The sequence below is a fragment of the Lentimicrobiaceae bacterium genome (genome assembly GCA_020636745.1).
In the GTDB taxonomy this organism is placed as follows: Bacteria; Bacteroidota; Bacteroidia; order Bacteroidales; family Lentimicrobiaceae; genus Lentimicrobium.
In genome coordinates this window covers 385,712-408,649 of the sequence record JACJXH010000003.1, presented here as the reverse complement: position 1 = coordinate 408,649, position 22,938 = coordinate 385,712, and the positions used below count along the sequence as shown (strand labels likewise).

Below are 22,938 nucleotides of genomic sequence, written 5' to 3'. Positions count from 1 at the left end.
AGTGACAGAAGAAAAGAGAGTGCTGAAATTTGCCATCATGAGCAACACTGCTGTTTTGCAACAGTGGCAGCGCGATGTGCTTGATATCCTGCAGCAGAGTTCATATGCCGTGCCTGTATTGCTGATAATGCCCGAAGAAGAGCAGGTAATAGCTAAAAGTCTGGTTTCTAAAATGATTCATTACAACTGGCATCAGTTGTTTTTCAGGCAATATTACCGTCATTTTTTCAGGCCTAAAGCATTCAGCCGGGTTGACAGTTCTGACATCTTCGGAAAGCTTACTGTTTTGCGTTGCAGGGTGAAGATGAAGGGGCGCTTCAGTCAATATTTCGAGCCTGCCGATATTGAAAAAATAGAAGCGCATCATCCTGATTTTATCTTAAAGTTTGGCTTTGGTATAATAAGGGGAGATATTTTAAAATCAGCACCTTATGGAATATGGTCATTTCATCATGGCGATGAGCAAAAATACAGGGGTGTGCCTCCTGCATTTTGGGAAATTGTGAAAAAGGATGAAATCACCGGCGCCATCCTGCAACGGTTGACCGAATCGCTCGATGATGGCATTATTCTTCGCAAAGGCTTTTTCCCCACCATTAACCATTCATGGCAGGCCAACCTTGATCAGGTTATTCAGCTATCGAAAAGCTGGCCGGCCGAAGTGTGTCACGAAATTGTTACCCAACAAACATTCCCCTCCGAATCTGACAGCCCGCCTACGAATGCTGAAATTTTAAAAGAGCCTGAGAACTACACATTTATGCAGTTTCTCTTTATGCAGGCCTTTAATAAAATATATTTCCATTTCAGGGAAATGTTTGCTGCTGAAAAATGGCAAACGGGCTTAATGAAGGCCCGGACAGCCGAAGTTGTTACGGGAACAGGATACCTTATCGATAAACAAATGGTTCATTGGCTGTCGGCAGGCGGTGCTGACCGTTATTATGCCGATGGTTTTGTAATACGTGAGCAGGAACGCTTACTTACCCTGTTTGAAGCCTATGATTACCGCACCCGCAAGGCTGGCATTGCTGCCAGTTGGTTCAGCGAGCGCGATGCCATATTTACACCTGCAGTGCCAGTGCTTGAAGAAGACTGGCATTTGTCGTATCCGTTTACCTTCAGACACGATGATGTAATTTACTGTGTTCCGGAGTCGCTCAGCCATGGAGCCATTGAGCTGTATCGTTTTGATGTGGCAGGGATGAAGCTGCTGCATGAGCGTACCCTTGTTCCTGACATGGCAGCTGCAGATCCCACACTGGTTTTTCATCAAAACCATTGGTACCTGTTTTTTACCCCGGCTCATGCAACCAACATTGAGCTGCACATCTGGCATGCCGATACTCTTGACGGCCCTTTTGTGCCGCATGAGCTGAATCCTGTTAAATCAGATATATCGAATGCCAGGCCGGCCGGCGCCTTATTCAGTCTCGATGGAAACTTGTACAGGCCTGCACAAGATTGCTCGCACACCTATGGTGGCCGCATTATCATCAATGAAATAAAAGTGCTGAGCGAAACCAGTTTTCTTGAAATGCCGGTAAGTACGCTGGAGCCCCCGCCGGGTTTCAAAGGGATACATAACCTTTCATTCTCAGGTGACTATATGTATTTCGACTGTAAGCGTGAACGTTTCTCTCCCGCGTCATTCAAGTGGCAGTTGTTCAGGCGGTTAGGCCTCATTTCAAATAAGAAGGGAGGCAGCAGGTGATTCGGAAAATTATTTCCACCACAGCTTCAAGACTTGTCATAGCCCTGCTCAACCTGGCCATCATATGGTTGCTGGCGCGAAAGCTCGGTGCCGAAGGGGTTGGAACAGTGTCGCTGGTAGTTCTGGGTATTAGTATTATTCAGATGGTGAGCGCTTTAGTAGGCGGCAGTGCACTGGTTTATATGGTGCCGCGGCATCCTCTGATGCAACTGCTGATGCCTGCCTGGATATGGGCAGTGGTGGTTTCGGCCGCCGGCAGCCTGTTGCTCGGTTGGTTTTCACTGGTGCCGCATGAATATATGCTTGATCTTTTCTGGATATCACTGCTGCAGTCCTACTTCAGTATCAATCAGAATGTGTTGCTGGGCAAGGAAAAGGTGTTTCAGTTTAACCTGCTGGCTGTGCTGCAGGTAATGCTTGTGCTGGCTTCGCTTCTGGTTCTGTTCGGAGGTCTTCACTTGTTCAGCGTAAGCGCTTATATTATAGCGCTTTACATCTCTTTTGGCAGTGTATTCCTTATCAGTTACCTGCTTATTTATCGGTATACCAGCCTTTCGGGATGGTGGAACAGGGCTATTTTCAGGGATACATTCCGCTTTGGCGGATACCTGCAGGCGGCCAGTTTTATGCAGCTGTTTAATTACCGCCTGAGTTACTATATCATTGAAAAGTATTTCGACAGGGCTACCCTGGGGGTTTTTTCCATTGGCGTTCAGATTTCGGAAAGCGTATGGATTATTTCGAAAAGCATTGCCATGGTACAATATGCCCGGATTGCCAACAGTACCGACGAAGCTTATGCACACCGCCTTACCAGCGATTTTTTCAAAATCACAGGTCTGATTACAGTAGCTATTCTGGCGGTATTGCTGGTTTTACCCGCTCAGTTCTTTGTATTGATATTTAAAGCGGGATTCAGCAATGTAACAGAAGTTATTCTGAGCCTGTCTCCGGGTATTCTGGCGGTTGCCCTTTCGCTTATGCTGAGCCATTATTTTTCGGGCAGCGGCAAACCATGGCACAATACGATTTCGTCGGGCATAGGGCTCGTATTTACAGTTGGACTGGGATTTACCCTTATACCTGTTTATGGCATCAGCGGGGCAGGACTCACGGCTTCTGCTGCATACATGGCTGGCATGCTGTATCAGCTGTTTATTTTTATACGCCGATCGCCCAATGGCTGGCGATGCCTGCAACTGAAACAAAGCGATTTTGCCGGTTTACTCACCGAACTGCGGAAAGGCTTCATCAGCAATAAATCCTGAAATCATCTTCACGTAAGCTCATTAAATATCCTTTATGAACCTGAACGAACTTCCCAATATAGGCCCCGGACTGGTTAAAAAGCTGAAGCAGGTGGGGATTGAAACGGCAGAGGATCTCGCACAAACAGGCGCAGAGCAGGCATTTATCAGGCTGGATGCGCTCGATCATACTGTATGTATCAACACGCTTATGGCATTGGAAGGAGCTTTAAAAGGCATTCGCTGGCATCAACTGCAGGCTTCCGACAAACAGATGCTGCGCTTGTTTTTTCAGCAGGTAAAAGCCGGCCATACCTCAAATGCGGAATGAATTCCCGGGCAAACTTTGGCAAAATGGCGGTAAATCAGTAATTTTACACGCGTAATGAATAAATACCGCTTCAGAAAAATGGTAACCAGAAGATTATATCTGTTTTTGTTATTTCTGCTGCTTTTGCTTCCGGGTGGGGTGGATGCTCAGGTAATTAACCTGGGGCCGGTAAAAGATCACTGCGCTTCGGCTGAAGAGGTGAGGTTATATAATCTTATTTCTGAGTACCGGCGAGTGCACAAGTTACCTGTAATCCCATTTTCGCGTTCGCTTTCCTATGTGGCACGGGTGCATGCCATGGATTTGCAGTTTAACCGGCCCGATTTTGGCGGATGCAATCCTCATAGCTGGTCTGATAAAGGCAAATGGAAAGCCTGTTGCTATACCCGCGACAAAAACCGCCAGTTATGCATGAACGAAAAGCCCAGGGAAATTGCCGGCTACCGCTACAAAGGCTGGGAAATGGTGTATTCAGGCGGCGAAGAAGCCCATGCCGGCGATGCCTTTGACCTGTGGAAAGGGCTGGGACTCACCAACGACTATCTGTTAAATACCGGAAAATGGATAAAGCCCTGGAAAGCCATTGGCATTGGTTTTTATGGCGATTATGCCACCGTGTGGTTTGGCGAAGGTGATGACACTGAAAAAGATTTTGGTGGCTGCGCTACCGATACAACAGCCAGTGCTAAAGCTGATGAAGTAGCAAATGCTGCAACTGAAGAAACAGTGCTCTCCGAAACAGAAATAGATATGGCTGGCAGGTTTCATATTATTACCGGAAGTCTTAACTCGGCTGAAAAAGCTGCAGCAGAGGTCAAACGATTGAAATCAACCGGTTATCAAAGCGCCATGATACTGCCCAATGGCAATATGTTCAGGATATCAGTTGACAATTACGCCACTGAAGCAGAGGCTGTTCAGGCATTGACTGAATGGCAGAAAGTGTTTACCGGCGCGTGGGTACTCAAGCCTCAGCAGTAAGTCATAAAATTTTTCAACATCAAACGTTTTATATCAACAAGCTCAACTACCATCGGCTACTTTAAGCTATATTTGCAATCCTATGGAAGAATCTGAATACACGCAAAGCAATCCCGGCCAATATTCTGATGACAGTGTACGTACGCTTGACTGGAAAGAACACATCCGGTTAAGGCCGGGGATGTATATTGGTAAACTGGGCGATGGATCGTCGCAGGATGATGGCATTTATGTGCTCATGAAAGAGGTGATTGACAATGCCATTGATGAATTTGTTATGGGCAATGGCCGTACCATTGAGGTAGCCATCAAAGATCAGCGGGTAACTATCCGCGATTATGGCCGTGGTATGCCGTTGGGCAAAGTCATTGATTGTGTTTCGAAAATCAACACCGGAGCCAAATATGACTCCAAGGTTTTTAAAAAAGCGGTAGGACTCAATGGTGTGGGGTCAAAGGCGGTGAATGCCTTGTCGAAGAGCTTTATTGCCCAGAGTATTCGCGAAGGCAAAACCAAAATAGTTGAATTTGAACGAGGTGAAGTGGTTAATGATCATCCGCTGGAGCCATCTAACCTCAGGGCCGGTACCCTCATCAGTTTTATTCCCGATGAGACTTTGTTTGGCAATTACCATTTTCTTCCTGAATATATTGAGCAGATGCTGTGGAATTATGTTTTCCTGAACAATGGGCTTACCATTTGGTTCAATGGCATCCGCATGCAGGCTAAAAACGGGTTGCTCGATTTGCTTGAACGCAACAACAATGGCAATCCTGTGGTTTATCCCATTATTCAGATAAAAGATGAGGATTTTGAATGTGCTTTTACCCACAGCGCACGGCAATATGGTGAAGAGTACTATTCTTTTGTGAATGGCCAGCACACTACACAGGGAGGGACGCACCAGGCCGCTTTTCGCGAAGCACTGGTGAAAACCATCCGCGATTTTTACAAAAAAGACTTTGACCCGGGCGACATCAGGCAATCGTTGATTGCTGCCATCAGCCTCAAGGTGCAGGAACCCGTTTTTGAATCGCAAACCAAAACCAAGCTCGGTTCGCAATATATGGAGCCCGACGGGCAAACCATCCGCAATTATATTGGCGATATTCTTAAAAAGCAGCTCGATAATTACCTGCATATGAACAGCGAAGCAGCTGAAGCCTTGCTGCGCAAGATTATGCAGAGTGAGAAAGAGCGGAAGGATATGGCCAATATTAAAAAACTGGCCCGCGAAAGTGTAAAAAAAGTAAGTCTGCATAATAAAAAGCTGCGCGATTGCCGTTTGCATTACAACAGCAACGATGCGCGCAGGCTTGAAACCACCCTCTTTATTACGGAGGGAGATTCGGCCAGCGGATCAATCACCAAATCGCGTGATGTAAATACACAGGCCGTTTTCAGCCTGAAAGGGAAACCTCTTAACTGCTATGGCCTTACCAAGCGGGTTGTTTACGAAAATGATGAGTTTAATCTGCTGCAGTCGGCACTCAACATTGAGGAAGGTGTCGAAAATCTCCGTTACAACAACATTGTGGTGGCAACTGATGCCGATGTCGATGGTATGCACATTCGTTTGCTGCTTCTTACCTTCTTTCTGCAGTTTTATCCTGATGTGGTAAAATCGGGGCACTTGTACATTCTGCAAACGCCCTTGTTCAGAGTAAGAAACAAGAAAAAGACCAATTACTGCTATTCTGATGAAGAGCGGCTGGCGGCCATTGCCGAGCTGGGCCCGAATCCTGAGATTACCAGGTTTAAAGGACTGGGAGAGATTTCACCCGATGAGTTCAGGCATTTTATTGGATCATCTATGCGGCTCGACCCGGTTATTTTAAGAAAATCATCAGAAATACCTGAAATACTTTCGTTCTATATGGGGCGCAACACTCCTGACCGGCAAGGATTTATCATCGATAACCTGCGCCTCGAAGAAGATATTGTAGAGGAAACGGCAAAAGTTTAATACAATTTCTTAAAAGCTTTACCCAGGTATTGAATAATGTCGCCGGGGAGCATGGCTTCCTGTCCGAATTTGCGAGCGGCCATATCGCCGGCTTTGCCGTGCAGCCAAGTTCCCAAAATGCAGGCATCGCGCGCCGGGTAGCCCGAAGTGAGAAGTCCGAGAATGATGCCGGTTAGTACATCACCGCTTCCGCCAGTGGCCATTCCGGGGTTGCCGGTGGGGTTAAAATAGATGGTTCCATCGGGGGCAGCAATAGCAGTGCGGGCTCCTTTGAGGATGATGAATAGCTTAAACCGCATGGCCATCAGCCGCAGCATCTCGAGTCTGTCGAAGTGGTTGGCGGTGGCTCCGGCAATACGCTCAAACTCTTTGGGGTGAGGCGTAAGGATGCTTCCCGCAGGCAAAAAGGAAATCCAGGTTTTATTTTCGCCCAAAATGTTGAGGGCATCGGCATCTATCACCAACGGAACATGGGTTTGCTGTATCAGCAATTTAAAAGCAGCTTGTGTTTGCGATTCCATACCCAGCCCGGGGCCAATGCCTATGGCCTGATAGGGCGCTATGTCAGGCATCTGACTAAAACAAAAGTCTTCAGGGTCAATGCTTACCATGGCTTCATGTACCGAATTTTGCATAATCAGAAATCCATCGCCCGGAATATGCGCAGTAAGCAGTCCCACACCTGAACGCAAGCAGGCCCTGGCAGCCAACATTGCAGCGCCCATTTTTCCTGTGCTTCCGGCTATAAGCAGGGCGTGGCCGTAATGTCCCTTGTGCGAAAATAGCGTTCGCGGACGATATAAATTGCGGCAGTCCTCTTTTTCAATCAGCAGATGATTGCATTCGCACGTCTCCATGAATGTGGCATGCAATCCGATGTCGAGCACATGAACCCTGCCGGTGTACAGTTCGTTTTCGGCCATCATAAAAGCAAGTTTAGGCGTTTGGAAGGTAAGGGTGTAATCGGCCCTTACAATTGCCTGCCTGTTAAGTTCGGCCGGGAGGTCGGCAAAAAGCCCTGAAGGTATGTCAATGGAGATTACCAGGGCATGGCTTTGGTTAATCTGCTCAATAATGCCGGCAATAAACCCCGTAGCCTGCCGGTTGAGACCTGATCCCAGAATGGCATCAATTATCAAATCGTCAGCAGTGAGATCAAGGGCCGGGTCGCTTTCAAAAATATCAGTAATGACCAGTTCGGGAATCTCACCCAGTTGCCTGAAGTTTTCTGTAAAATCGGGCGAAGCCTGATCGGCATGCCTGATTACCAATACTTCCACATCATAGCCTTCGTTGTATAGCAGGCGCGCAATGGCCAGTCCGTCGCCACCATTATTGCCCACGCCGCATATAACCCTGATAAGCTTTTCTTTGGGTGCGTTTTTGATCATCCACCGGAAACAGGCCAGCGCTGCTCGTTCCATCAGCTCAATTGATGCGATGGGTTCATGCGCTATGGTGTAGGCATCTGCCTCTCTTATTTTCTCGACGGGTAAAATTTTTAAGGCACACATGATTTACTTTTTTTTGAATTTCAGACGGATAACATACAGCATGGCCGGTTGTGCTCAGGCAGGCTAATGTCAGATTCCGGTTGTGTTGAGGTTGCCAAGGCTCACTGTGACTATCTTTTTTTGTGATTCATCATCATTGTTTACCAGGCTCATGCTTACCTGCAGATGCAGGTTGTATATATTGATGTCAGTTTCCTTGGCCTTAATCTTCCCGATTTTCAGAATGTCGGAGTTGATAATGCCTTCGTTGCGGCTGGCTTCGCGGCCGAATATTTTATCGGACAGGGTGGCCAGTGGAAGCAGGTTGTAATCGCCGTTAAATTCGTGGATGTGCGAAACATCTTCAATGGTGAGTACCTGCAGGTTTTCAATTCCATCAATGTTTACTGTAAACCAGCGGTGCACATGCTCATCAATAAGGCAGCGGTTGAGGCTGTCGCGCGAAAGTATGCGGGCATTGTTGATAATGGCTCTGCCATAGTGATTGTCGTTGTATGAATAAACATGATCGTAGGTGATGGCATATCGTGTGCTGATGCCCCCGATGATTTTGCGCAAACGCGGGTAAAAGTGAAAAGCATTGTAAATGCGCAATGTAATGGCATAATTACAGGCAAATAGCAGTGAATGCAGGGGTGTGTCGAAAATTAAAAATCCACCATCACCGGTGCTGATAAAGCTCTTCTCAATCTTTTCGCGGTTGTATTTCTGAAATATAAAAGGATGATTGTCAATACAAAGGTCGATGGTGGTAGTGAGAATGGTTTTGAATAAAAACGGAATCAGCATTTGCTCAAACTCGCCATAGGAACTGTACTGGTAAATATCGAGACCTAAAACCGATTTGGAGTTCATGTTTTTTATATCGATGCATTTTTCCAACTCGGCAAGCATCTCGGTTTCGTCAGGAACCACATTGGTTTTTTCGAAGATTACCCGTTTGTCATATTTTTGCAGTATCTCCTTAATCTGTTGGTGCTCCAGCGTTTTAATACGGTTCTTCATGATGATGGTTTTATGCAGTGGTAGTTGTGCAGGTTTTGATGACAGTTTTAACTTTATCGAGCAGCCATTGCTTTTCGGCATTGGTGCAACGCTCGCCGAATGCAAAAGCTTCCCCGTTGCTGATAAAGGCAGGATAAACACCTTTGCGTGTAATCCCCGACAGGGTTTTGTATGTGCCTTCAACCAGGCAAATGTCTGATATTTCTCCGTGTTTAAATTCAACAGAGGCGGTGTTTTTTCGCTGTTTCTTTTTCAAAAGAACGGATTGCCTGCTGATGATTAATTGTTGCGAAGCCAGTATGGTGCTGAGCGAAAGCCGCAATGTAACACCTCCTAGCAGCCAGAAGGGGATGGACAGCAATGTCCAGGCCAGGCCGTATTGCATCAGTAATACAGTCCATACCAGTATCATCAGCAGCCAGAAAAAAATGACAAACAGCGTGAAAAAGCCTTTTGTGCTGAAGCCTTCTTTGGGTATGTCAATCTGAACAGCTTCTTCGGGCAGCAGGGTAACGCGAAAGCGGTCAGGAACTGCCAGGCTTGTCTTTTTTTCTCCTGTTTCTTTTTCCATGAATGAAGCGATGTTATATTGATTCAACGATTTATAGCAGTAAGACCAGCTGTATTCCTGATTATCAAAAGTAGTAAATTAAATGAAACTTCAATGGCGCTGATGCCTTAAAACGTAAAGAGTATAACTGATTATTAATATACAGTTTACAATAACTTAATACAGGGCGTTTACATTTGAGGCCGGATTTAAAATGGAAAAATGGATTATCAGAACAATACTATCCTGTTGGTTGATGACGAAGCAGATATTCTTGATTTTTTAAGCTATAATCTCAGAAAGGAAGGGTTTACAGTTTTTTGTTCGACCAATGGAAAAGATGCCCTGAAGGTAGCACAGGAAAACAAGCCTGGTCTTATTATTCTGGATGTAATGATGCCCGGGGCTGATGGTTTTCAGGTTTGCCGCGAAATCAGGAATAATCCGGCGTTAAAAGACTCTGTGATTGCTTTTTTATCGGCCAGAGGCGAAGAGTTTTCACAGATAGAGGGTTTTGATGCTGGTGCTGACGACTACATCCGGAAGCCTGTAAAACCCAGGGTTTTTGTAAGCCGTGTTAAAGCACTTATGCGCAGGCAGTCGCATGAACATGTGAATGATAATCGCTTGTATATCAATGATATTGTTATTGATAAGGAGCGTTATATGGTGTTGAAGGAAGGTCGTGAGATTGAAATGTCGAAAAAAGAGTTTGAGTTGTTGCTGCTGTTGGCTAAACGTCAGGGAAAAGTGTTTTCGCGTGAAGAGATTTTTACCCGAGTATGGGGCGACGATGTTATTGTGGGCGAGCGAACCATTGATGTTCACATCAGAAAAATCAGGGAGAAAATAGGTATCGATAACATTAAGACTATCAAAGGAGTGGGCTATTACTTTTCGTAAAAGCTTTCTTTTTGCCATATTTCCCAGGCCATATCAGCCTGCCGTATCAGCATTCCAAGGCCGTTGCGGGTTTGGGCTCCGCGTTGGGCTCCTTCCTGTAAAAACCGCGTTTCCGGCGGATTGTATACCATGTCAAACAGGTAATGATTGCTGTTTATCCATGCCATGGGAAGGTCAGGCAGTTCATTGGTATGCGGAAACATCCCGACCGGACTGGCATTGATAATAAGCCTGCAGCTTTTGATGATTTGCATATTCAGCTGATTGTAAGCCATGATCTCACTGTTGGGATGGCCATGTTTGTTGCGGCTCAGCATTTTGTATGACCAGCCTTTTTGTTTAAGTACGTATGCTGCTGCTGCAGCAGCGCCGCCTGTGCCAAGTATAAGGGCATGGCCGGGCGTTTCTCCGGTAAATTCGCGCAGTTCAAGGGCGAGTGCTCTGGCATCTGTGTTCCATCCTTTCAGAATGGTTTGTCCGTTTCTCCTGCCAAAACTTATCGTATTAACTGCCCCAATCTCACGGGCCTCATCAGAAAGCTCATCAAGAAACGGTATGATTTCTTTTTTGAATGGTATGGTTACGTTCAGCCCCTTCAACTGAGGTTCGTCTGCCAAAAGTCTTGCAAAATCACTAATCTGCTGAAGCGGAAATAGTTCATAAACAGCATCAACCTTGAGCAAAGTGAACTTTTGCGTAAAATAATCCTTTGAAAAAGAGTGTGATAGCGGAAAACCAATCAGTCCGTATTTTGGTAACATACTGTCGGAGTTTGATTGTTAAGTGAATCAGCCTGCACAGTAGCAGCGTGTATACTACAGGCAGAATTACAACGAATCAATGATGGCTGTAATCACCTGATCATTTTGCAGGTAAGGGGCAAATTCAAAAAGTGCCGCAAGGCCTTCTTTACCATGAACAAGGGCTGCCTGTAATTGAATATGAGCCTCTTTGGGTTTGCCCAGGCTGTAGAGATAAGCCACTTTTCTAAACTCAAGAGCCACATTGTCAGGTTGATGGCTGAGCCCGGTTTCGAGTACTTCCAGGGCATGGGCATATTCAAAAAGTTCGGCAAACATGGCAGAAAAATCGAGCCATATGTCGGCATCCATCGGGTCGAGTTCAGCAGACAGTGTAAAAGAGTTGGCGGCTTCACCAAATAAACCGGCATGTTGCTGGCAAACGGCCAGGGTAGCCAGGTATTCAGGGTTTTCGGGGTCGAGCTCTAAGCCTTTGGCAATGTAGCGGAGTGCCGATTTTGCATTTCCCTTCTCTTCGTAACATACGCCCAGGCCCACCCAGGCATCGGCGATGTTTTCATCCATTTCAATCGTTTTCCTGAAGTTTTCAATGGCTTTGTCAAGCTCACCGGTTTTTTCGTAGCATTCACCAATGTAATAATAGGTGAGGGCTTCAGGTTCTTCATGTTCAAAAGTTTCACGGTAAGCGGCTATGGCATGATGGTACATCTGCATGCCAGCCAGTGAATTGGCTTTATTGAAATAGGCCGATGAAAATGTAGGTTCAATGGCTATGGCAAAATCAAAAGCTTCAATGGCTTTTTCGAATAACTCAATATTATTGTAGGCTACACCCAGGTTAAACCAGGCAAAACGCGAATAAGGATGACGATCAATAAACGCATTGAAATATTCGATACTGGCTTCAGGCTGATTGGTGATTTCATAACAGAAGGCAAGCTCGAAAATGATGGTCTCATTTTCAGGCTCAATTTCCAGCACCTTTTTCAGGTATTCGATGGATTTTTCGTAATTGCCCAGATTTTCGTATTCAAAGGCAATATTCGAATAAATACTGCTTAAATCTTCATCGTGACTCAGCGCTTTGTTGTATTCCTTGATTGCATCGTCGTAACGTTTCAGCTGGCTGTAAATAGCACCTTTGGTAATATAAATATCGCTGTTTGACGGGTCAATATCCTCAACCCGCGCAAGAACGCGCAATGCTTTTTCCGCTTTGTTGGTCGATACAAGTAACTGGGCCTGCCTGATCATCAGGTTGCTGTGGCCGGGATATTGCTCCAGAGCATGACTGATGGCAGAGGAGCATTTTTTCAGGTCGTTGATACTCAGGTAATGGTCAATCAGATCTTCGTATTCTTCTACATCGAAGAAATAATGGGCGTCTTCCGAGAGCATGGTATCAAACCGCTCCAGCAAGTCGCTCAGGGAATCATCATCTTCGTGTTCAAAAAAATCGTTCATTGTTGTAAGATTTTGGTCAATACACCGGGCATTAACCGGCTGCAAATTTACGCATTTTTATCATCAACAGGACTGAAACAAAAAATGTAATGTGTAATTGTCCGATTGACCACTCTTGTAATATTAATGTATTTTTTACCTCAAAAGTCATGCAGGGTGTCAAAGTTATAGACAATCTGTTGTTAATAAATAATTGAAAGTTAATTTCTGGATGATGTCATAAATCATTGATAAATAATGATATGTAAATGAGAAATTGATTTTTGAGGAACGAAAAAATGAGTTTGGTACTTGGATTTACTTCATATTTTAGGCTACCTTTGCTCCCTGTTTTATAACGTGCAATATGACTTTAATCAAAAGTATATCAGGGATCAGAGGTACAATAGGTGGTCATCCCGGAGAAGGGCTCAGTCCGCTTGATATCGTAAAATATACATCAGCTTATGCTCACTTGCTGGGCAACAATGGTGAAAAAAGGCTGAAAGTAGTTGTAGGCCGCGATGCGCGGGTGTCGGGACCTATGGTAAATAGCCTGGTTTGCGGCACTTTGTCGGGAATGGGAGTGGATGTGGTAGATATTGGATTGTCAACTACACCCACCGTTGAAATGGCAGTCATCGATCTTGAAGCCGATGGAGGTATTATTTTAACAGCCAGCCATAATCCATGGCAATGGAATGCGCTGAAACTGCTCAACAGAGATGGTGAGTTTATCAGTGCTGAACTTGGCGAACAGTTGCTGAATGTTGCTGCCAGCGGCAATTATACCTATGCTCCGGTTGATAAGCTGGGAACCATTACCCAGGATGACAGTCAGATAAGAAAGCACATTGAAAAGATTCTTGCTTTACCTCAGGTAAATTCCTTTGCCATCAAAATGGCACGTTTCAGAGTGGCTATTGATTGCGTTAATTCAACCGGTGGAATTGCCATTCCTTTGCTTCTCAGGTCGCTGGGTGTTGAATTGATTGATGAGCTGTATTGTGAACCCAATGGTCTTTTTCCGCACAACCCCGAACCTTTACCCGAAAACCTGCAGGAAATCTCCAAACTTGTTGTAAAAAGCAAAGCACATGTTGGTTTTGTTGTGGATCCTGATGTTGACCGTTTGGCCATTATTTGTGAAGATGGCGAGATGTTTGGCGAAGAGTATACACTGGTTGCCGTATCAGATTATGTTTTATCGGCCACGCCCGGTAATACAGTTTCCAATATGTCATCAACCCGTGCTTTGCGCGATGTAACCGAAAAGCATGGCGGCCGTCACTATGCTTCTGCTGTTGGCGAAGTTAATGTGGTTGAAAAAATGAAGGAAGTTGATGCCATCATTGGCGGCGAAGGCAATGGAGGCGTTATTCTTCCGCAGCTGCATTATGGCCGTGATGCCCTGGTGGGAATTGCCCTTTTTCTTACCCATCTGGCACAGTCGGGCAAACGAACCTCAGCTTTGAGAAGCACTTTCCCCGAATATTTTATCTCCAAAAATAAAATTCAGCTTTCGGCTGAAATGGATGTGGATAAAATTCTGGAAAGTATTACTGCTAAATACAAAAAACAGCCGGTTAATACCGAGGATGGAGTAAAAATTGAATTTGGCCATGAGTGGGTTCACCTGCGAAAGTCAAATACTGAACCCATCATCCGTATTTATTCAGAAAGCGATTCGATGGTAAAAGCCGACGTGCTGGCAAGGAAGATAATTGACGATATTAAAGAGGTGATCAGAGGCTAAGTTTTGCACCTGGCCATGATTTTCCCGATTTCTTATATTTTCAGGAAAGTTGGCTTTACTTTTCTGTTTATATTCGTGCAAACTTTGAGTATCTGTCTATGGCCGCTAAACGTAAGCGCAGAAAAGTTAGAAAATTCAAGCAGGTTAGTTTTAAACTGACTACTCAGCAAAAAAAGCGGGTCGATGCTTTTTGTGTGAAACATCACACATCTCCTATCAATATGTATAAGAAAGCCATTATGCTTTATCTGGCCAACAACGGATATGGCAGTCATAAGCTTCCTGAAAATTATATTGGCCCCAACCAGATGAGTATTTTTGATTTTGTTGAAGACCCGTTGCTGGAAGAAATCAAAAATGATCCGAGGCTCAGGTTTATCAGTCCTGAGGAACCTCAATAATAAGGAGCCTGCTTTTTTGCTTACTGGTAAATTTCAGGACATCAGCACCGGTAATTTCAGCTGAGTCGCGCTCTTGCAGCAGATGGAGGCCTGTTTCTATCTCACCTTCTATGACAAATAAAAAGATGCCATTCTCTGCATGGTGAGGTTCATACGTATAAGATTTCGACTCGTCAGAATCGAGCAGGCTAAGCCAGGCCTGCTGATGGATAGTTATGATTTGGTCGCCACCTTCAGGTGATACGATGGTTTGAATTTTATTATGCCGGTCGGCACGTTGTAAACTTATCTGTTCATATCTGGGTTGCGTATTACGGCTTTGTGGAAACAGCCATATCTGCAGCAGGTTGATGGGCTCGGTGGCCGAATGGTTTAACTCAGCATGCTCCACACCCGAACCAGCCGACATATATTGCACGTCGTTTTCTTTAATCACCATCGTGTGTCCCATACTGTCGCGGTGCTCAAGCGCGCCCGACAAAGGTATGGTAATGATTTCCATGTTGTTGTGCGGATGTGTGTTGAATCCTCCACCACCAGCTATGATATCGTCGTTCAATACGCGCAAAACGCCGAATCGTTCGCGCAAAGGGTCAAAATACTCTGCAAAACTAAAGCTGTATCTGGCTTTTAACCAGCCGTAATCAGCAAAACCCCGTTCATGCGATTTATGCAGTCTGATTTTCATATCCTGGTTTTTTAACTTTCAGAGAATAAGGTTACGCCCATGTGTGCATACTAAACAAGCAGCCGGAAAAATGGATTGTATCTGAAGCAAGTTTAGTCAAACAGCTTTTCATAAAGTACCCTGTTGATGATCGACTTGCCCAGCGTGATTTCATCCGCAAATTCGAGATCATCGCCAATGGCTACTCCGCGCGAAATGGCTGAAATGGTTTTCACTTTGTCTTTCAGCTTCTTAAACAGATAATAATTGGTAGTGTCACCTTCAGTGGTGGCAGGCAGGGCCATGATTAGTTCGGCTATGGATTCAGTTTCTGCCCTTCTGATAAGGGAATCAATGTTCAAATCACTGGGCCCAATGCCATCCATGGGCGAAATGATACCTCCCAGCACATGATAAAGCCCCCTGAATTGACCGGTATTTTCAATAGCCATCACATCCCTGATGTCTTCTACCACGCATAAAACCGAAGGATCGCGTTTCTGATCCGAACAAATGTCGCACACCTCTTCATCGGAAATATTATGACAACGAACACAATACCTGATGCTGGTCCTGAGCTTGATGATAGCATTCCCCAAAGTCCCTGCATAAAGCTCATCCTGACGAAGAATATGCAGTGCAAGTCTCAGAGCGGTGCGCTTCCCAATGCCGGGCAGCCGCGTTAATTCATTCACTGCATCTTCAAGCAATCGCGATGAATAGTTGTTCATAGTTCAGAAAATATTGAAACCAGATATTGTTTTACCTATTTTTGTACAAATTTACAATAGTTTGTTGGTCGAGAAGTAAGTCTTTTGATTTTAAATTCATTGGTTTGATAATGAGATATTTAAGTATAGTTTTTCTTGTATTTTCCTTTCTTGGCAATTATTCAGCTTATGCCCAGCTGCCGTCTGAAACCACTGCTATAAACCAGTTGGATGCCAAAGGATACAAACAGGGCGATTGGAAGAAAACCGATAAGGAAGGGCGCCTGGTTTATGAAGGAAAATTTATTAACGACAAGCCCGCCGGCCGGTTTACCTACTACGATACTACCGGTAAAGTACGGGCCGTTTCTGAATTCAGTGAAAACGGGGCAAAATGTTTCACTACTGCTTTTTATAAGGGAGGTGGCAAGATGTCGGAAGGGCTTTATGTGAATGAAAAGCGCGAAGGCCTTTGGAAGTTTTACAACGAAGAGGGTGTGCTGGTAGCTGATGAAAATTACAAGAATGGTATTGCTGAAGGATTGTGGAAGACATACTATCAGAACGGTGCTTTACTGGAAGAAATTACCTATAAAAACGGTGAAAAGGAGGGTCCCTGGAAACAATACTTTTATGATGGGCCGCTGAAATTGAGTGCCAGATATAAGCAGGGAAAGCTTGAAGGACTTGCTACTTTTTATTATGCAAGCGGCCGGGTGATGGTGTCGGGCCCATATACCAATAATTTTAAAGATGGTGTATGGATTCATTTGAATGAAAAAGGAGTAGCCGAAAAGAAGGAAGTTTGGGCAGGGGGATTTCTGCAGGCTGAAGAATATTACGACAAAGAGGTTGAGCGTATGGTAAAGGAAGAAAAATAAGCTTTATTGACTTATGGGTGATTTTTCGAATACTTTTTCAATTTCCTTTAAACTTTCTATTACAGAATACCCAGAGGATTGAAGCCTTTGTGCTGATTGATGCCCGTTGGCAACAAGCAGGCAATGAATGCCAAGTTCATGAGCTACCTCTGCATCGTGCAGGGTGTCGCCAATCAGGCAGGTTTCCGAATGTTTGAATCCTGTTTTCAGCATGGTCGATTTAGCCAGCCCGATTTTTCCAAAAGCCAGATGGTCTTCAATACCATAAACAGCGTTAAAATGTGTTTCAATCTGGTGAGCTTTTACCAGTTTCAAAAGTTCGGTCTGTTCCATGGCCGATAAAATAATTTGTTCCCGGCCGCTGTTTTTGAAAAAGTGCAGCGTTTCGTTAACGTTGGAATGTAAGCCGGCTGTCTTTACCAAATCAAGATAGTGATCCATAAATTCAACAGCTACCATTTCATAGGGTTCCTGATTGAAATCAAAACCGGCAGATACATAATAATCTTTCACCGGAAAGGTGAAAATTTCAAGGTACTTTTGAATGTTCAGCTGAGGCAGGCGGCGTTTTTGAAGCAAACGGTTGATGGATACCACGCAAATGTCAAGGTCGTTGAGCAAAGTGCCGTTCCAATCCCATATGATGTTCTTGCAAGCCGAAAGTTCAGTTGAATACTTCATTGATTTTAAGGATTGTTTTTCAGAATGATGATGCCTGGTTCGTTTCCGACAATAGTAAAACCATATTTTTTTAAGTCTGCGACAGAAATGCTGCTGATTTTGAACCGGTCTTTGTATTCATCAGTAATCAGCAAGTAGTCTATTTTCATGCTATCGGCATAATTCAGTAACTGTGACCCTGCAATCTTTTTACCGGCTTTCTGCATCTCGGCAAGGCTAAGGTCGCTTTGTATCCTTTTAAAATTGCCCATTTCATTGAATATATAGGTCATCGGAGCCAGAATGTTCAATTTATGTGTGTTGGGGTCCATATACTTTTCGGCAATTCTGACATTTTTCTCTACATCAAACTTTCTGAATGAAACACGCACATTCCAAAAGGAGTTTACACTTAAATAAACCAGCACAAGCAGCAGGCTTATTACGGCAGGTTTTTGGCCGGCTAATCTCACTCCCTGTGCTGAAGAGCTGCTTTTGTTTTGATATATTTCGTAAAGTGAAGTGATGATGATCAGGAAAATATAAGGGATGTAAAGCAACATATACTTCGATGTGGAATGTACTGCAACCAGCGATAATGATACAATGAGCAGAAACAAATAACGCAACAGGTTGCTGTGTTTTTTTAGGTTCTTAAAGTTTACAACAAGCAGAAAAATAAACAGAAGCGAAAAAGTAATTTCCTTGGGGCTGTGAAAAAAGCGCATCTGTTCATTCAGCATTTTGGCAAAGAAGGAAAGAGAAGCCGGCAATACCGATGATTTTTGCAATGCAGGGGAGTCGTTGATTTGATAAAGCCAGTAACTGATACCGAATTTTTCAGAGAAGTCGTAAAAATAAATGGCAAAGGCGGGTAATGAAGCCAGTGAAAACAGCACAGTTGCTTTTATTCTTTTATTCCAAAGAAGCAACAGGGCGCCTGCTACCATAAAAATAAGTCCGTTCAGATGTGTAGCTGCCGCCAAACCTGCAAATACACCGCCAAGCAGGAACGCCAGAAGTTTTCTTTCCTGCGAAAGACCTTTTTCGAGGAACAGATAGGATACAAAACCTAATGTCATCACCATGATTTCAGGCCTGAACACAAATGAATACTGAAAAATCAGGGCATTGGACATTATTATCAGCAAGCTGAGCCAGGCAGCCTCTTTGCCCATGTTTAGCCATACATATCTTGCGAAAATAATCAGGAAAATTCCGAGGAAGAGTAAACTCACACTTTTAAGGGTGGTGAGTGAAAACCCGAAAATGCTGATAAAAAGTGCACCAACCAGCGTAAATGCTTTGTGGTGAACAATATGTCTTGTTTCCTGGCCGGTAATGCCATGCATCAGCTCTGACTTTACATAGCCCTTTTCGGCCATCCAATAAGCGTGTTCACCAATCCATGCATCATCAATGTCAGGCTGGCGCTGCCACAGACTATATGAAAACAGAATTAAAGTGCAGAAAATGAATATTTTGACTAAAATGAAATACTTCATCAGGGTCTTATCCGGTTCGGGATTATTTTTTAAGGCTGCAAAGGTACAGCTTTTCATCTTAATCATTTAAAAACTGTATGCAGCTCATGAGTAACAACTATCAAAAACAGGGCCGGAAATTTAATTTCTGCCGGTCAGTGTGTGTCCAGCCCTCAATTTAATATACAGGCAGGGCGTTTCAATCCAATCTTGTTTTTATCTTTGCAGGCAAACTAAATTCATTGAAAATGATTCAGCGCATTCAAACTCTCTTTTTGGTTCTGGCAGCAGTTGTTCTGTCCATGGCATTCTTTTTTCCGTTAATTACTTATATCGACGGTCAGGTTTGGCTTGAAGTTTTCCTGAAAGGGATAAAAGATAATTCAGCTCCTGTTTTCGGGCTAAGCAATAAGCTTTTGCTGCCTTTGCAGATTATAAACGGTATAACTATTTTACTGGCGATAGCTTCTGTATTTCTCTACAAGAACAGGAAGTCGCAAATGAAAATGGTAAGAATGGGTATAGTTTTAACCCTGGTAAATATTGCCCTGGTGTTTTTTTATTTTGCGAATGTTTTAGCCCGCATTACCTCAATGGCTCCTGATTTTAATCACACAGCCATTTACCTGATTCTGGTTGGCTTGGTTATGTTTGTGATGGCTAACCGGTTTATTATGAAAGACGAAAAGCTCGTGAAAGCTGCCGACCGCCTTCGTTAATTATTGCTTTTTAGGCATTTCCATAATTTCTAAATCTCTGATATCAGCACCGTCAATGGTAAATCTGACAACGGTGCTGATTTCATGAAAGCCCTGTTTGCCGGCAGCACCCGGATTGATGTGCAGCAGTTTATTTTTAGGGTCGTTGATTACTTTCAGGATGTGCGAATGGCCGGTAATAAACAAGGCCGGAGCTATTTCTTTAATCAACTGACGGGCCTCAGCACTGTATTTGCCCGGATATCCGCCGGTATGCAGCATCAGCACTTTTATGTCTTCGCACATAAATTCCTGAAAAGGGGGATAAAACGATTTTAAGTCATTTCCGTCAATATTGCCAATTACGGCTTTCAGTGGCTTGATGGATGCCAGTATTTTTGCGGTTTCAAGGTCACCTATGTCACCGGCGTGCCATATTTCATCGCATTCAGCAAAAAAGCCTGATATCTTAGGGTTAATGTAACTGTGTGTGTCTGAGAGCAATCCTATTCTTTTCATTCGTTTTATTATATTTGTTAATACCTGGGCTTTACCGGCATCTTTTTTCTTTCTTCCGGGTATGATTGCAATTCTGAAAGCTTGCGCGATTGCTACAGGCTTACTTTTCGCTATCGGTGCTGAATCTGTATTCGGGATTCAGAGAATAGTATACTCCACTGCCTGAATAATTTAGATTGATAATATTCAAAACTATGAAATCAGCCAGTATGTGTTCGCATCGCTGATAGGTGTATCCTGATAATTTTTTAAAAGCAGAGACCGTAATTCTTTCATTAACCTCAAGATAGGCCAGCAAGGTACGTTCTATACGTGAGTATTCGATATAAACCCCTTTGGGGTCTTTCTGTTTCCTCCAGACTTTGCGCAATACGCCGTTGGCCGGAAAGTTCTGGTCGCCCACCCTTACATATACCTGATATTTTCCATCTTTGTCAGGTGCGGAATGAGGTCCTGAAAAACTTTTTGGTATAATGATTTCCAGAACATTGCGTCCGTTTTCTATCCATTCTTTCAATTCAAAATGAACCTCGGGTCTGCAATAAAGGCTGGCTCCGGCTTCAACCATATAATATTCCTCATCAGAACGCACACCGGCAATGGCGCCATTGTCTTTTACGCCCAGCAGTAAACGTCCGCCATCGGTATTGGCAAAGGCAGCAATGGAACGGGCAATTTTTTTCGAGTCGGTGATACCGAATTTAAAATCGAGTTGCTGGTGTTCGCCTTCGCTGATGAGTTTTTGAATATGTGTTGGCATATTTAATTCCGGGTGTACAGTGTATAACTGCAGGTTATTCAATACGTTGCCGTTTATTATTCACTTTACTTCAGTTGTTTTGTTCAAAAGAAGCTTGCCGGCAAAGGAAGGCAAAGGTGAGATTCGGTTGAAGAGAATGTAAACTTCAGACTGAAACTCACCTTAGCCCGGAAGCTTTTCTATTTACCAAACATGGGAAGCAAATCTTTGAGGGCTTCCTTGTTTACCAGAAAAGTCATCATTTTCAATTTTACATAATCTTCATGTACGAAATAATAACCGAAATTCGGGTTTTTATCTATTCCGCCTGTTCTTGAACCTGCTCCGGAATCTTTAAAAAGAAACCAGGTTGTGCCATTCATTTCTTTGTAGCCGACTACATGCATGCCATGGTCATCGGTGGTTGTTTCATTGCTGAAACGAAACTGACGTGCATTTTCATCAATGGCTGCTGAAGGGATATCGAATGATGGAATCATTGCAGCATTGGCCTCACGGGCCAAAAATCCGGCTTCTGAAACATCGCCGGCAATAGAAACTGTGATGCCCGCTTTTAATGCTTTCTTTAAAATTTTCATGTAATCGTCAAGCGGAATGTTGTAATAGCTTGCATCGCCCCACCAGTTGTCCGGCACTTCAAAAATAACCTGTTTCCAGTAAGGTTGTTGCATATAGGACAGAACATCCACGTAATCGTCAGGATTGATGCGCAGGATTTCAGCCAGATATTGCTGAGGGGTGTAATCCTTGCCTTTTACATTAACAGCCGCAGGCGGTTCACCCATGTAATGGTTCATAATACTTTTGACAGTGGCCACCACCTGACTTTCGTTCCATGCATTGCTGGTTTTAACACCTTCAAGATATGCTTTGATTTCATTAAACATCTTTTCATGCGACTGAAATTCCTGTCCGGGTTTTAGTCCTGAATAAGATGAATAGGGGAGGGCTCCGTATTTTTTCATGATTTTAATCACCGCATTCATTTCCGAGCCTTCGCCAATATAGATTTTTCCTCTGGTTCGCACAAATTGTTGGGCTCTTTCAATGTACTCGCAGTAAGCTGTGTACATTTCCGAAAGTTTAACCTCCTGCCTGGTGAGACGATAAATGTCAGACTCGAGCATAGATGTGGCTGAATAACTCCAGCAAGTGTTGGTGTTGCCCTGCGATACAGGAGGCAAATGCCAGATTGTTTTAAATGTACTTTTATCGGTTGGTATGTTCAGCCCTGTTGGATCCAGTTTAAATGTGGCTGTCTGTTTCACCGGCAATTGGGTGCTTTCATACTGTTCAATCCCTTTAAGTATTGAATTTTGATAATAGCCCGGCTCGTAAGTTTTAAACATTCCTTTGTTTGAAACGGGTGTCTGGGCAAAAGAGGCAGCCATAACAATACTGCCAAGCGAAACAAGCATTTGTTTTTTCATATCTGTTTGATAGAGATGACTAACCCCTGCCAACCTTAAGAAAACCGGATTGACAGGGGTTAAAAAAATCCGGAAACTAAAGAATCTCGATATTATTTTTTGCAGTGATTTTTTCACAGTAATGACACTGGAGCTTAAGCTCATCCTTGTCAATAACATCAAACTGTGTGCTAACCTGCTGATGATTGGTTATACAGTTAGGGTTTACACATTTCACAAACTTACGGATAATATCAGGAATTTCTACATTGAGTTTTTCAACTACTTTGTAGTTCTTGATAACAATCAGGGTTGCTTTAGGAGCAATAAGCGCAATTTTGTTGATATCGCGTTTTTCAAAAAACATATTGCTCACTTTGATAATCCCTTTCTTTCCGTATTTTCGGCTATCAAGGTTAAAGCCAATGGTAACCTGTGTCTGGTTGTCTTCAAGGTTAAGCATTTTTACAACCCTGAATACGCTTTTAGCAGGAATATGGTCAATAACGGTTCCGTTTTCAATAGCCGAAACAACCAGTTCTTTTCTAATATTTTCGTTTTCCATTTTTTGCTGTGAG

At 43.8% G+C, this 22,938-nt stretch carries 23 protein-coding genes; 10 read left to right on the top strand and 13 right to left on the bottom strand.

The genetic code is table 11. The features are described 5' to 3' along the window. The first annotated feature begins 1 nt into the window (after position 1). From H6541_07140 to H6541_07120, 5 genes are all read left to right on the top strand, one after another. Positions 2 to 1,714 (top strand): hypothetical protein, encoded by a 1,713-nt coding sequence (locus H6541_07140; GenBank protein MCB9015556.1) that lies wholly within the window; start codon positions 2 to 4, stop codon positions 1,712 to 1,714. Then, positions 1,711 to 2,982: a polysaccharide biosynthesis C-terminal domain-containing protein gene (locus H6541_07135; protein MCB9015555.1), complete on the top strand. Its 1,272-nt coding sequence runs from the start codon at positions 1,711 to 1,713 to the stop codon at positions 2,980 to 2,982. The genes H6541_07140 and H6541_07135 overlap by 4 nt, the downstream gene beginning before the upstream one ends. A gap of 34 nt (positions 2,983 to 3,016) precedes the next feature. Beyond that, on the top strand, positions 3,017 to 3,292 hold the full coding sequence (locus H6541_07130; GenBank protein ID MCB9015554.1) for a TfoX/Sxy family protein: 276 nt from the start codon (positions 3,017 to 3,019) through the stop codon (positions 3,290 to 3,292). A gap of 54 nt (positions 3,293 to 3,346) precedes the next feature. Beyond that, positions 3,347 to 4,273: an SPOR domain-containing protein gene (locus H6541_07125; protein MCB9015553.1), complete on the top strand. Its 927-nt coding sequence runs from the start codon at positions 3,347 to 3,349 to the stop codon at positions 4,271 to 4,273. 82 nt (positions 4,274 to 4,355) lie between these two features. After that, positions 4,356 to 6,239 (top strand): type IIA DNA topoisomerase subunit B, encoded by a 1,884-nt coding sequence (locus H6541_07120; protein MCB9015552.1) that lies wholly within the window; start codon positions 4,356 to 4,358, stop codon positions 6,237 to 6,239. Here H6541_07120 and H6541_07115 read toward each other — a convergent pair. The 3 genes from H6541_07115 to H6541_07105 all read right to left on the bottom strand — a co-directional run bounded on the left by H6541_07115 (position 6,236) and on the right by H6541_07105 (position 9,329). Continuing rightward, a complete protein-coding gene (locus tag H6541_07115) occupies positions 6,236 to 7,753 on the bottom strand; it encodes an NAD(P)H-hydrate dehydratase (protein ID MCB9015551.1) in 1,518 nt (505 codons plus the stop codon). The two genes, H6541_07120 and H6541_07115, sit on opposite strands and share 4 nt — an antisense overlap. Positions 7,754 to 7,822: 69 nt before the next feature. Then, on the bottom strand, positions 7,823 to 8,758 hold the full coding sequence (locus H6541_07110) for a hypothetical protein (protein ID MCB9015550.1): 936 nt from the start codon (positions 8,756 to 8,758) through the stop codon (positions 7,823 to 7,825). 10 nt (positions 8,759 to 8,768) lie between these two features. Further along, complete coding sequence (locus H6541_07105; GenBank protein MCB9015549.1) at positions 8,769 to 9,329, bottom strand: hypothetical protein; 561 nt, start codon at positions 9,327 to 9,329, stop codon at positions 8,769 to 8,771. A 201-nt stretch (positions 9,330 to 9,530) separates the two neighbouring features. On the opposite strand from H6541_07105, the gene H6541_07100 reads away from it, so the two are divergent. Then, positions 9,531 to 10,211, top strand: coding sequence for a response regulator transcription factor (locus H6541_07100; GenBank protein MCB9015548.1), 681 nt, complete (start codon positions 9,531 to 9,533; stop codon positions 10,209 to 10,211). Here the strand turns inward: H6541_07100 and H6541_07095 are convergent. Continuing rightward, entirely contained in the window at positions 10,199 to 10,972 is a 774-nt protein-coding gene (locus H6541_07095) for a shikimate dehydrogenase (GenBank protein ID MCB9015547.1), read from the bottom strand. The two genes, H6541_07100 and H6541_07095, sit on opposite strands and share 13 nt — an antisense overlap. A 66-nt stretch (positions 10,973 to 11,038) precedes the next feature. After that, positions 11,039 to 12,436: a tetratricopeptide repeat protein gene (locus H6541_07090; protein ID MCB9015546.1), complete on the bottom strand. Its 1,398-nt coding sequence runs from the start codon at positions 12,434 to 12,436 to the stop codon at positions 11,039 to 11,041. Positions 12,437 to 12,782: 346 nt separating this feature from the next. Between H6541_07090 and glmM the strand changes: the two genes are divergently transcribed. Both glmM and H6541_07080 read left to right on the top strand, forming a co-directional pair. After that, the gene (gene glmM, locus H6541_07085) at positions 12,783 to 14,171 is read left to right on the top strand and encodes a phosphoglucosamine mutase (GenBank protein ID MCB9015545.1); all 1,389 of its coding nucleotides are present in this window, start codon (positions 12,783 to 12,785) and stop codon (positions 14,169 to 14,171) included. Between the two features lie 98 nt (positions 14,172 to 14,269). Beyond that, positions 14,270 to 14,572: a hypothetical protein gene (locus tag H6541_07080; GenBank protein ID MCB9015544.1), complete on the top strand. Its 303-nt coding sequence runs from the start codon at positions 14,270 to 14,272 to the stop codon at positions 14,570 to 14,572. Here the strand turns inward: H6541_07080 and H6541_07075 are convergent. Together H6541_07075 and recR are read right to left on the bottom strand one after the other, a co-directional pair. Further along, positions 14,550 to 15,260: a pirin family protein gene (locus tag H6541_07075; GenBank protein MCB9015543.1), complete on the bottom strand. Its 711-nt coding sequence runs from the start codon at positions 15,258 to 15,260 to the stop codon at positions 14,550 to 14,552. The two genes, H6541_07080 and H6541_07075, sit on opposite strands and share 23 nt — an antisense overlap. A 92-nt stretch (positions 15,261 to 15,352) precedes the next feature. Further along, the gene (recR, locus tag H6541_07070) at positions 15,353 to 15,970 is read right to left on the bottom strand and encodes a recombination protein RecR (GenBank protein ID MCB9015542.1); all 618 of its coding nucleotides are present in this window, start codon (positions 15,968 to 15,970) and stop codon (positions 15,353 to 15,355) included. Positions 15,971 to 16,080: 110 nt separating this feature from the next. Between recR and H6541_07065 the strand changes: the two genes are divergently transcribed. Then, positions 16,081 to 16,830 carry a toxin-antitoxin system YwqK family antitoxin gene (locus tag H6541_07065; protein MCB9015541.1) on the top strand — a complete coding sequence of 250 codons (750 nt, stop codon included), beginning with the start codon at positions 16,081 to 16,083 and terminating at the stop codon, positions 16,828 to 16,830. A gap of 3 nt (positions 16,831 to 16,833) precedes the next feature. Here H6541_07065 and H6541_07060 read toward each other — a convergent pair whose 3' ends face one another. Both H6541_07060 and H6541_07055 read right to left on the bottom strand, forming a co-directional pair. After that, positions 16,834 to 17,511 (bottom strand): HAD family hydrolase, encoded by a 678-nt coding sequence (locus H6541_07060; GenBank protein ID MCB9015540.1) that lies wholly within the window; start codon positions 17,509 to 17,511, stop codon positions 16,834 to 16,836. A 5-nt stretch (positions 17,512 to 17,516) separates the two neighbouring features. After that, the gene (locus tag H6541_07055) at positions 17,517 to 19,052 is read right to left on the bottom strand and encodes a glycosyltransferase family 39 protein (GenBank protein MCB9015539.1); all 1,536 of its coding nucleotides are present in this window, start codon (positions 19,050 to 19,052) and stop codon (positions 17,517 to 17,519) included. A 170-nt stretch (positions 19,053 to 19,222) separates the two neighbouring features. On the opposite strand from H6541_07055, the gene H6541_07050 reads away from it, so the two are divergent. Continuing rightward, positions 19,223 to 19,693 (top strand): DUF4293 domain-containing protein, encoded by a 471-nt coding sequence (locus H6541_07050; protein ID MCB9015538.1) that lies wholly within the window; start codon positions 19,223 to 19,225, stop codon positions 19,691 to 19,693. On the opposite strand, the gene H6541_07045 is transcribed toward H6541_07050, so the two are convergent. From H6541_07045 to H6541_07030, 4 genes are all read right to left on the bottom strand, one after another. After that, the gene (locus tag H6541_07045) at positions 19,694 to 20,191 is read right to left on the bottom strand and encodes a metallophosphoesterase family protein (protein ID MCB9015537.1); all 498 of its coding nucleotides are present in this window, start codon (positions 20,189 to 20,191) and stop codon (positions 19,694 to 19,696) included. A 100-nt stretch (positions 20,192 to 20,291) separates the two neighbouring features. Beyond that, positions 20,292 to 20,951, bottom strand: a complete 660-nt coding sequence (locus tag H6541_07040; GenBank protein ID MCB9015536.1) for an ATP-binding protein — start codon at positions 20,949 to 20,951, stop codon at positions 20,292 to 20,294. A gap of 179 nt (positions 20,952 to 21,130) precedes the next feature. Further along, positions 21,131 to 22,381 carry a peptidase C1 gene (locus tag H6541_07035; GenBank protein MCB9015535.1) on the bottom strand — a complete coding sequence of 417 codons (1,251 nt, stop codon included), beginning with the start codon at positions 22,379 to 22,381 and terminating at the stop codon, positions 21,131 to 21,133. Between the two features lie 76 nt (positions 22,382 to 22,457). Beyond that, positions 22,458 to 22,925 (bottom strand): aspartate carbamoyltransferase regulatory subunit, encoded by a 468-nt coding sequence (locus tag H6541_07030; protein MCB9015534.1) that lies wholly within the window; start codon positions 22,923 to 22,925, stop codon positions 22,458 to 22,460. Positions 22,926 to 22,938: the final 13 nt, after the last annotated feature.

Bases quoted from the DNA above. Each gene is read 5' to 3' on its own strand.
- H6541_07130 (MCB9015554.1), top strand. From the start codon at position 3,017: ATGAACCTGAACGAACTTCCCAATATAGGCCCCGGACTGGTTAAAAAG.
- H6541_07125 (MCB9015553.1), top strand. From the start codon at position 3,347: ATGAATAAATACCGCTTCAGAAAAATGGTAACCAGAAGATTATATCTG.
- H6541_07120 (MCB9015552.1), top strand. From the start codon at position 4,356: ATGGAAGAATCTGAATACACGCAAAGCAATCCCGGCCAATATTCTGAT.
- H6541_07115 (MCB9015551.1), bottom strand. From the start codon at position 7,753: ATGTGTGCCTTAAAAATTTTACCCGTCGAGAAAATAAGAGAGGCAGAT.
- H6541_07110 (MCB9015550.1), bottom strand. From the start codon at position 8,758: ATGAAGAACCGTATTAAAACGCTGGAGCACCAACAGATTAAGGAGATA.
- H6541_07105 (MCB9015549.1), bottom strand. From the start codon at position 9,329: ATGGAAAAAGAAACAGGAGAAAAAAAGACAAGCCTGGCAGTTCCTGAC.
- H6541_07100 (MCB9015548.1), top strand. From the start codon at position 9,531: ATGGATTATCAGAACAATACTATCCTGTTGGTTGATGACGAAGCAGAT.
- H6541_07095 (MCB9015547.1), bottom strand. From the start codon at position 10,972: ATGTTACCAAAATACGGACTGATTGGTTTTCCGCTATCACACTCTTTT.
- H6541_07090 (MCB9015546.1), bottom strand. From the start codon at position 12,436: ATGAACGATTTTTTTGAACACGAAGATGATGATTCCCTGAGCGACTTG.
- glmM (MCB9015545.1), top strand. From the start codon at position 12,783: ATGACTTTAATCAAAAGTATATCAGGGATCAGAGGTACAATAGGTGGT.
- H6541_07080 (MCB9015544.1), top strand. From the start codon at position 14,270: ATGGCCGCTAAACGTAAGCGCAGAAAAGTTAGAAAATTCAAGCAGGTT.
- H6541_07075 (MCB9015543.1), bottom strand. From the start codon at position 15,260: ATGAAAATCAGACTGCATAAATCGCATGAACGGGGTTTTGCTGATTAC.
- recR (MCB9015542.1), bottom strand. From the start codon at position 15,970: ATGAACAACTATTCATCGCGATTGCTTGAAGATGCAGTGAATGAATTA.
- H6541_07065 (MCB9015541.1), top strand. From the start codon at position 16,081: ATGAGATATTTAAGTATAGTTTTTCTTGTATTTTCCTTTCTTGGCAAT.
- H6541_07060 (MCB9015540.1), bottom strand. From the start codon at position 17,511: ATGAAGTATTCAACTGAACTTTCGGCTTGCAAGAACATCATATGGGAT.
- H6541_07055 (MCB9015539.1), bottom strand. From the start codon at position 19,052: ATGAAAAGCTGTACCTTTGCAGCCTTAAAAAATAATCCCGAACCGGAT.
- H6541_07050 (MCB9015538.1), top strand. From the start codon at position 19,223: ATGATTCAGCGCATTCAAACTCTCTTTTTGGTTCTGGCAGCAGTTGTT.
- H6541_07045 (MCB9015537.1), bottom strand. From the start codon at position 20,191: ATGAAAAGAATAGGATTGCTCTCAGACACACACAGTTACATTAACCCT.
- H6541_07040 (MCB9015536.1), bottom strand. From the start codon at position 20,951: ATGCCAACACATATTCAAAAACTCATCAGCGAAGGCGAACACCAGCAA.
- H6541_07035 (MCB9015535.1), bottom strand. From the start codon at position 22,381: ATGAAAAAACAAATGCTTGTTTCGCTTGGCAGTATTGTTATGGCTGCC.
- H6541_07030 (MCB9015534.1), bottom strand. From the start codon at position 22,925: ATGGAAAACGAAAATATTAGAAAAGAACTGGTTGTTTCGGCTATTGAA.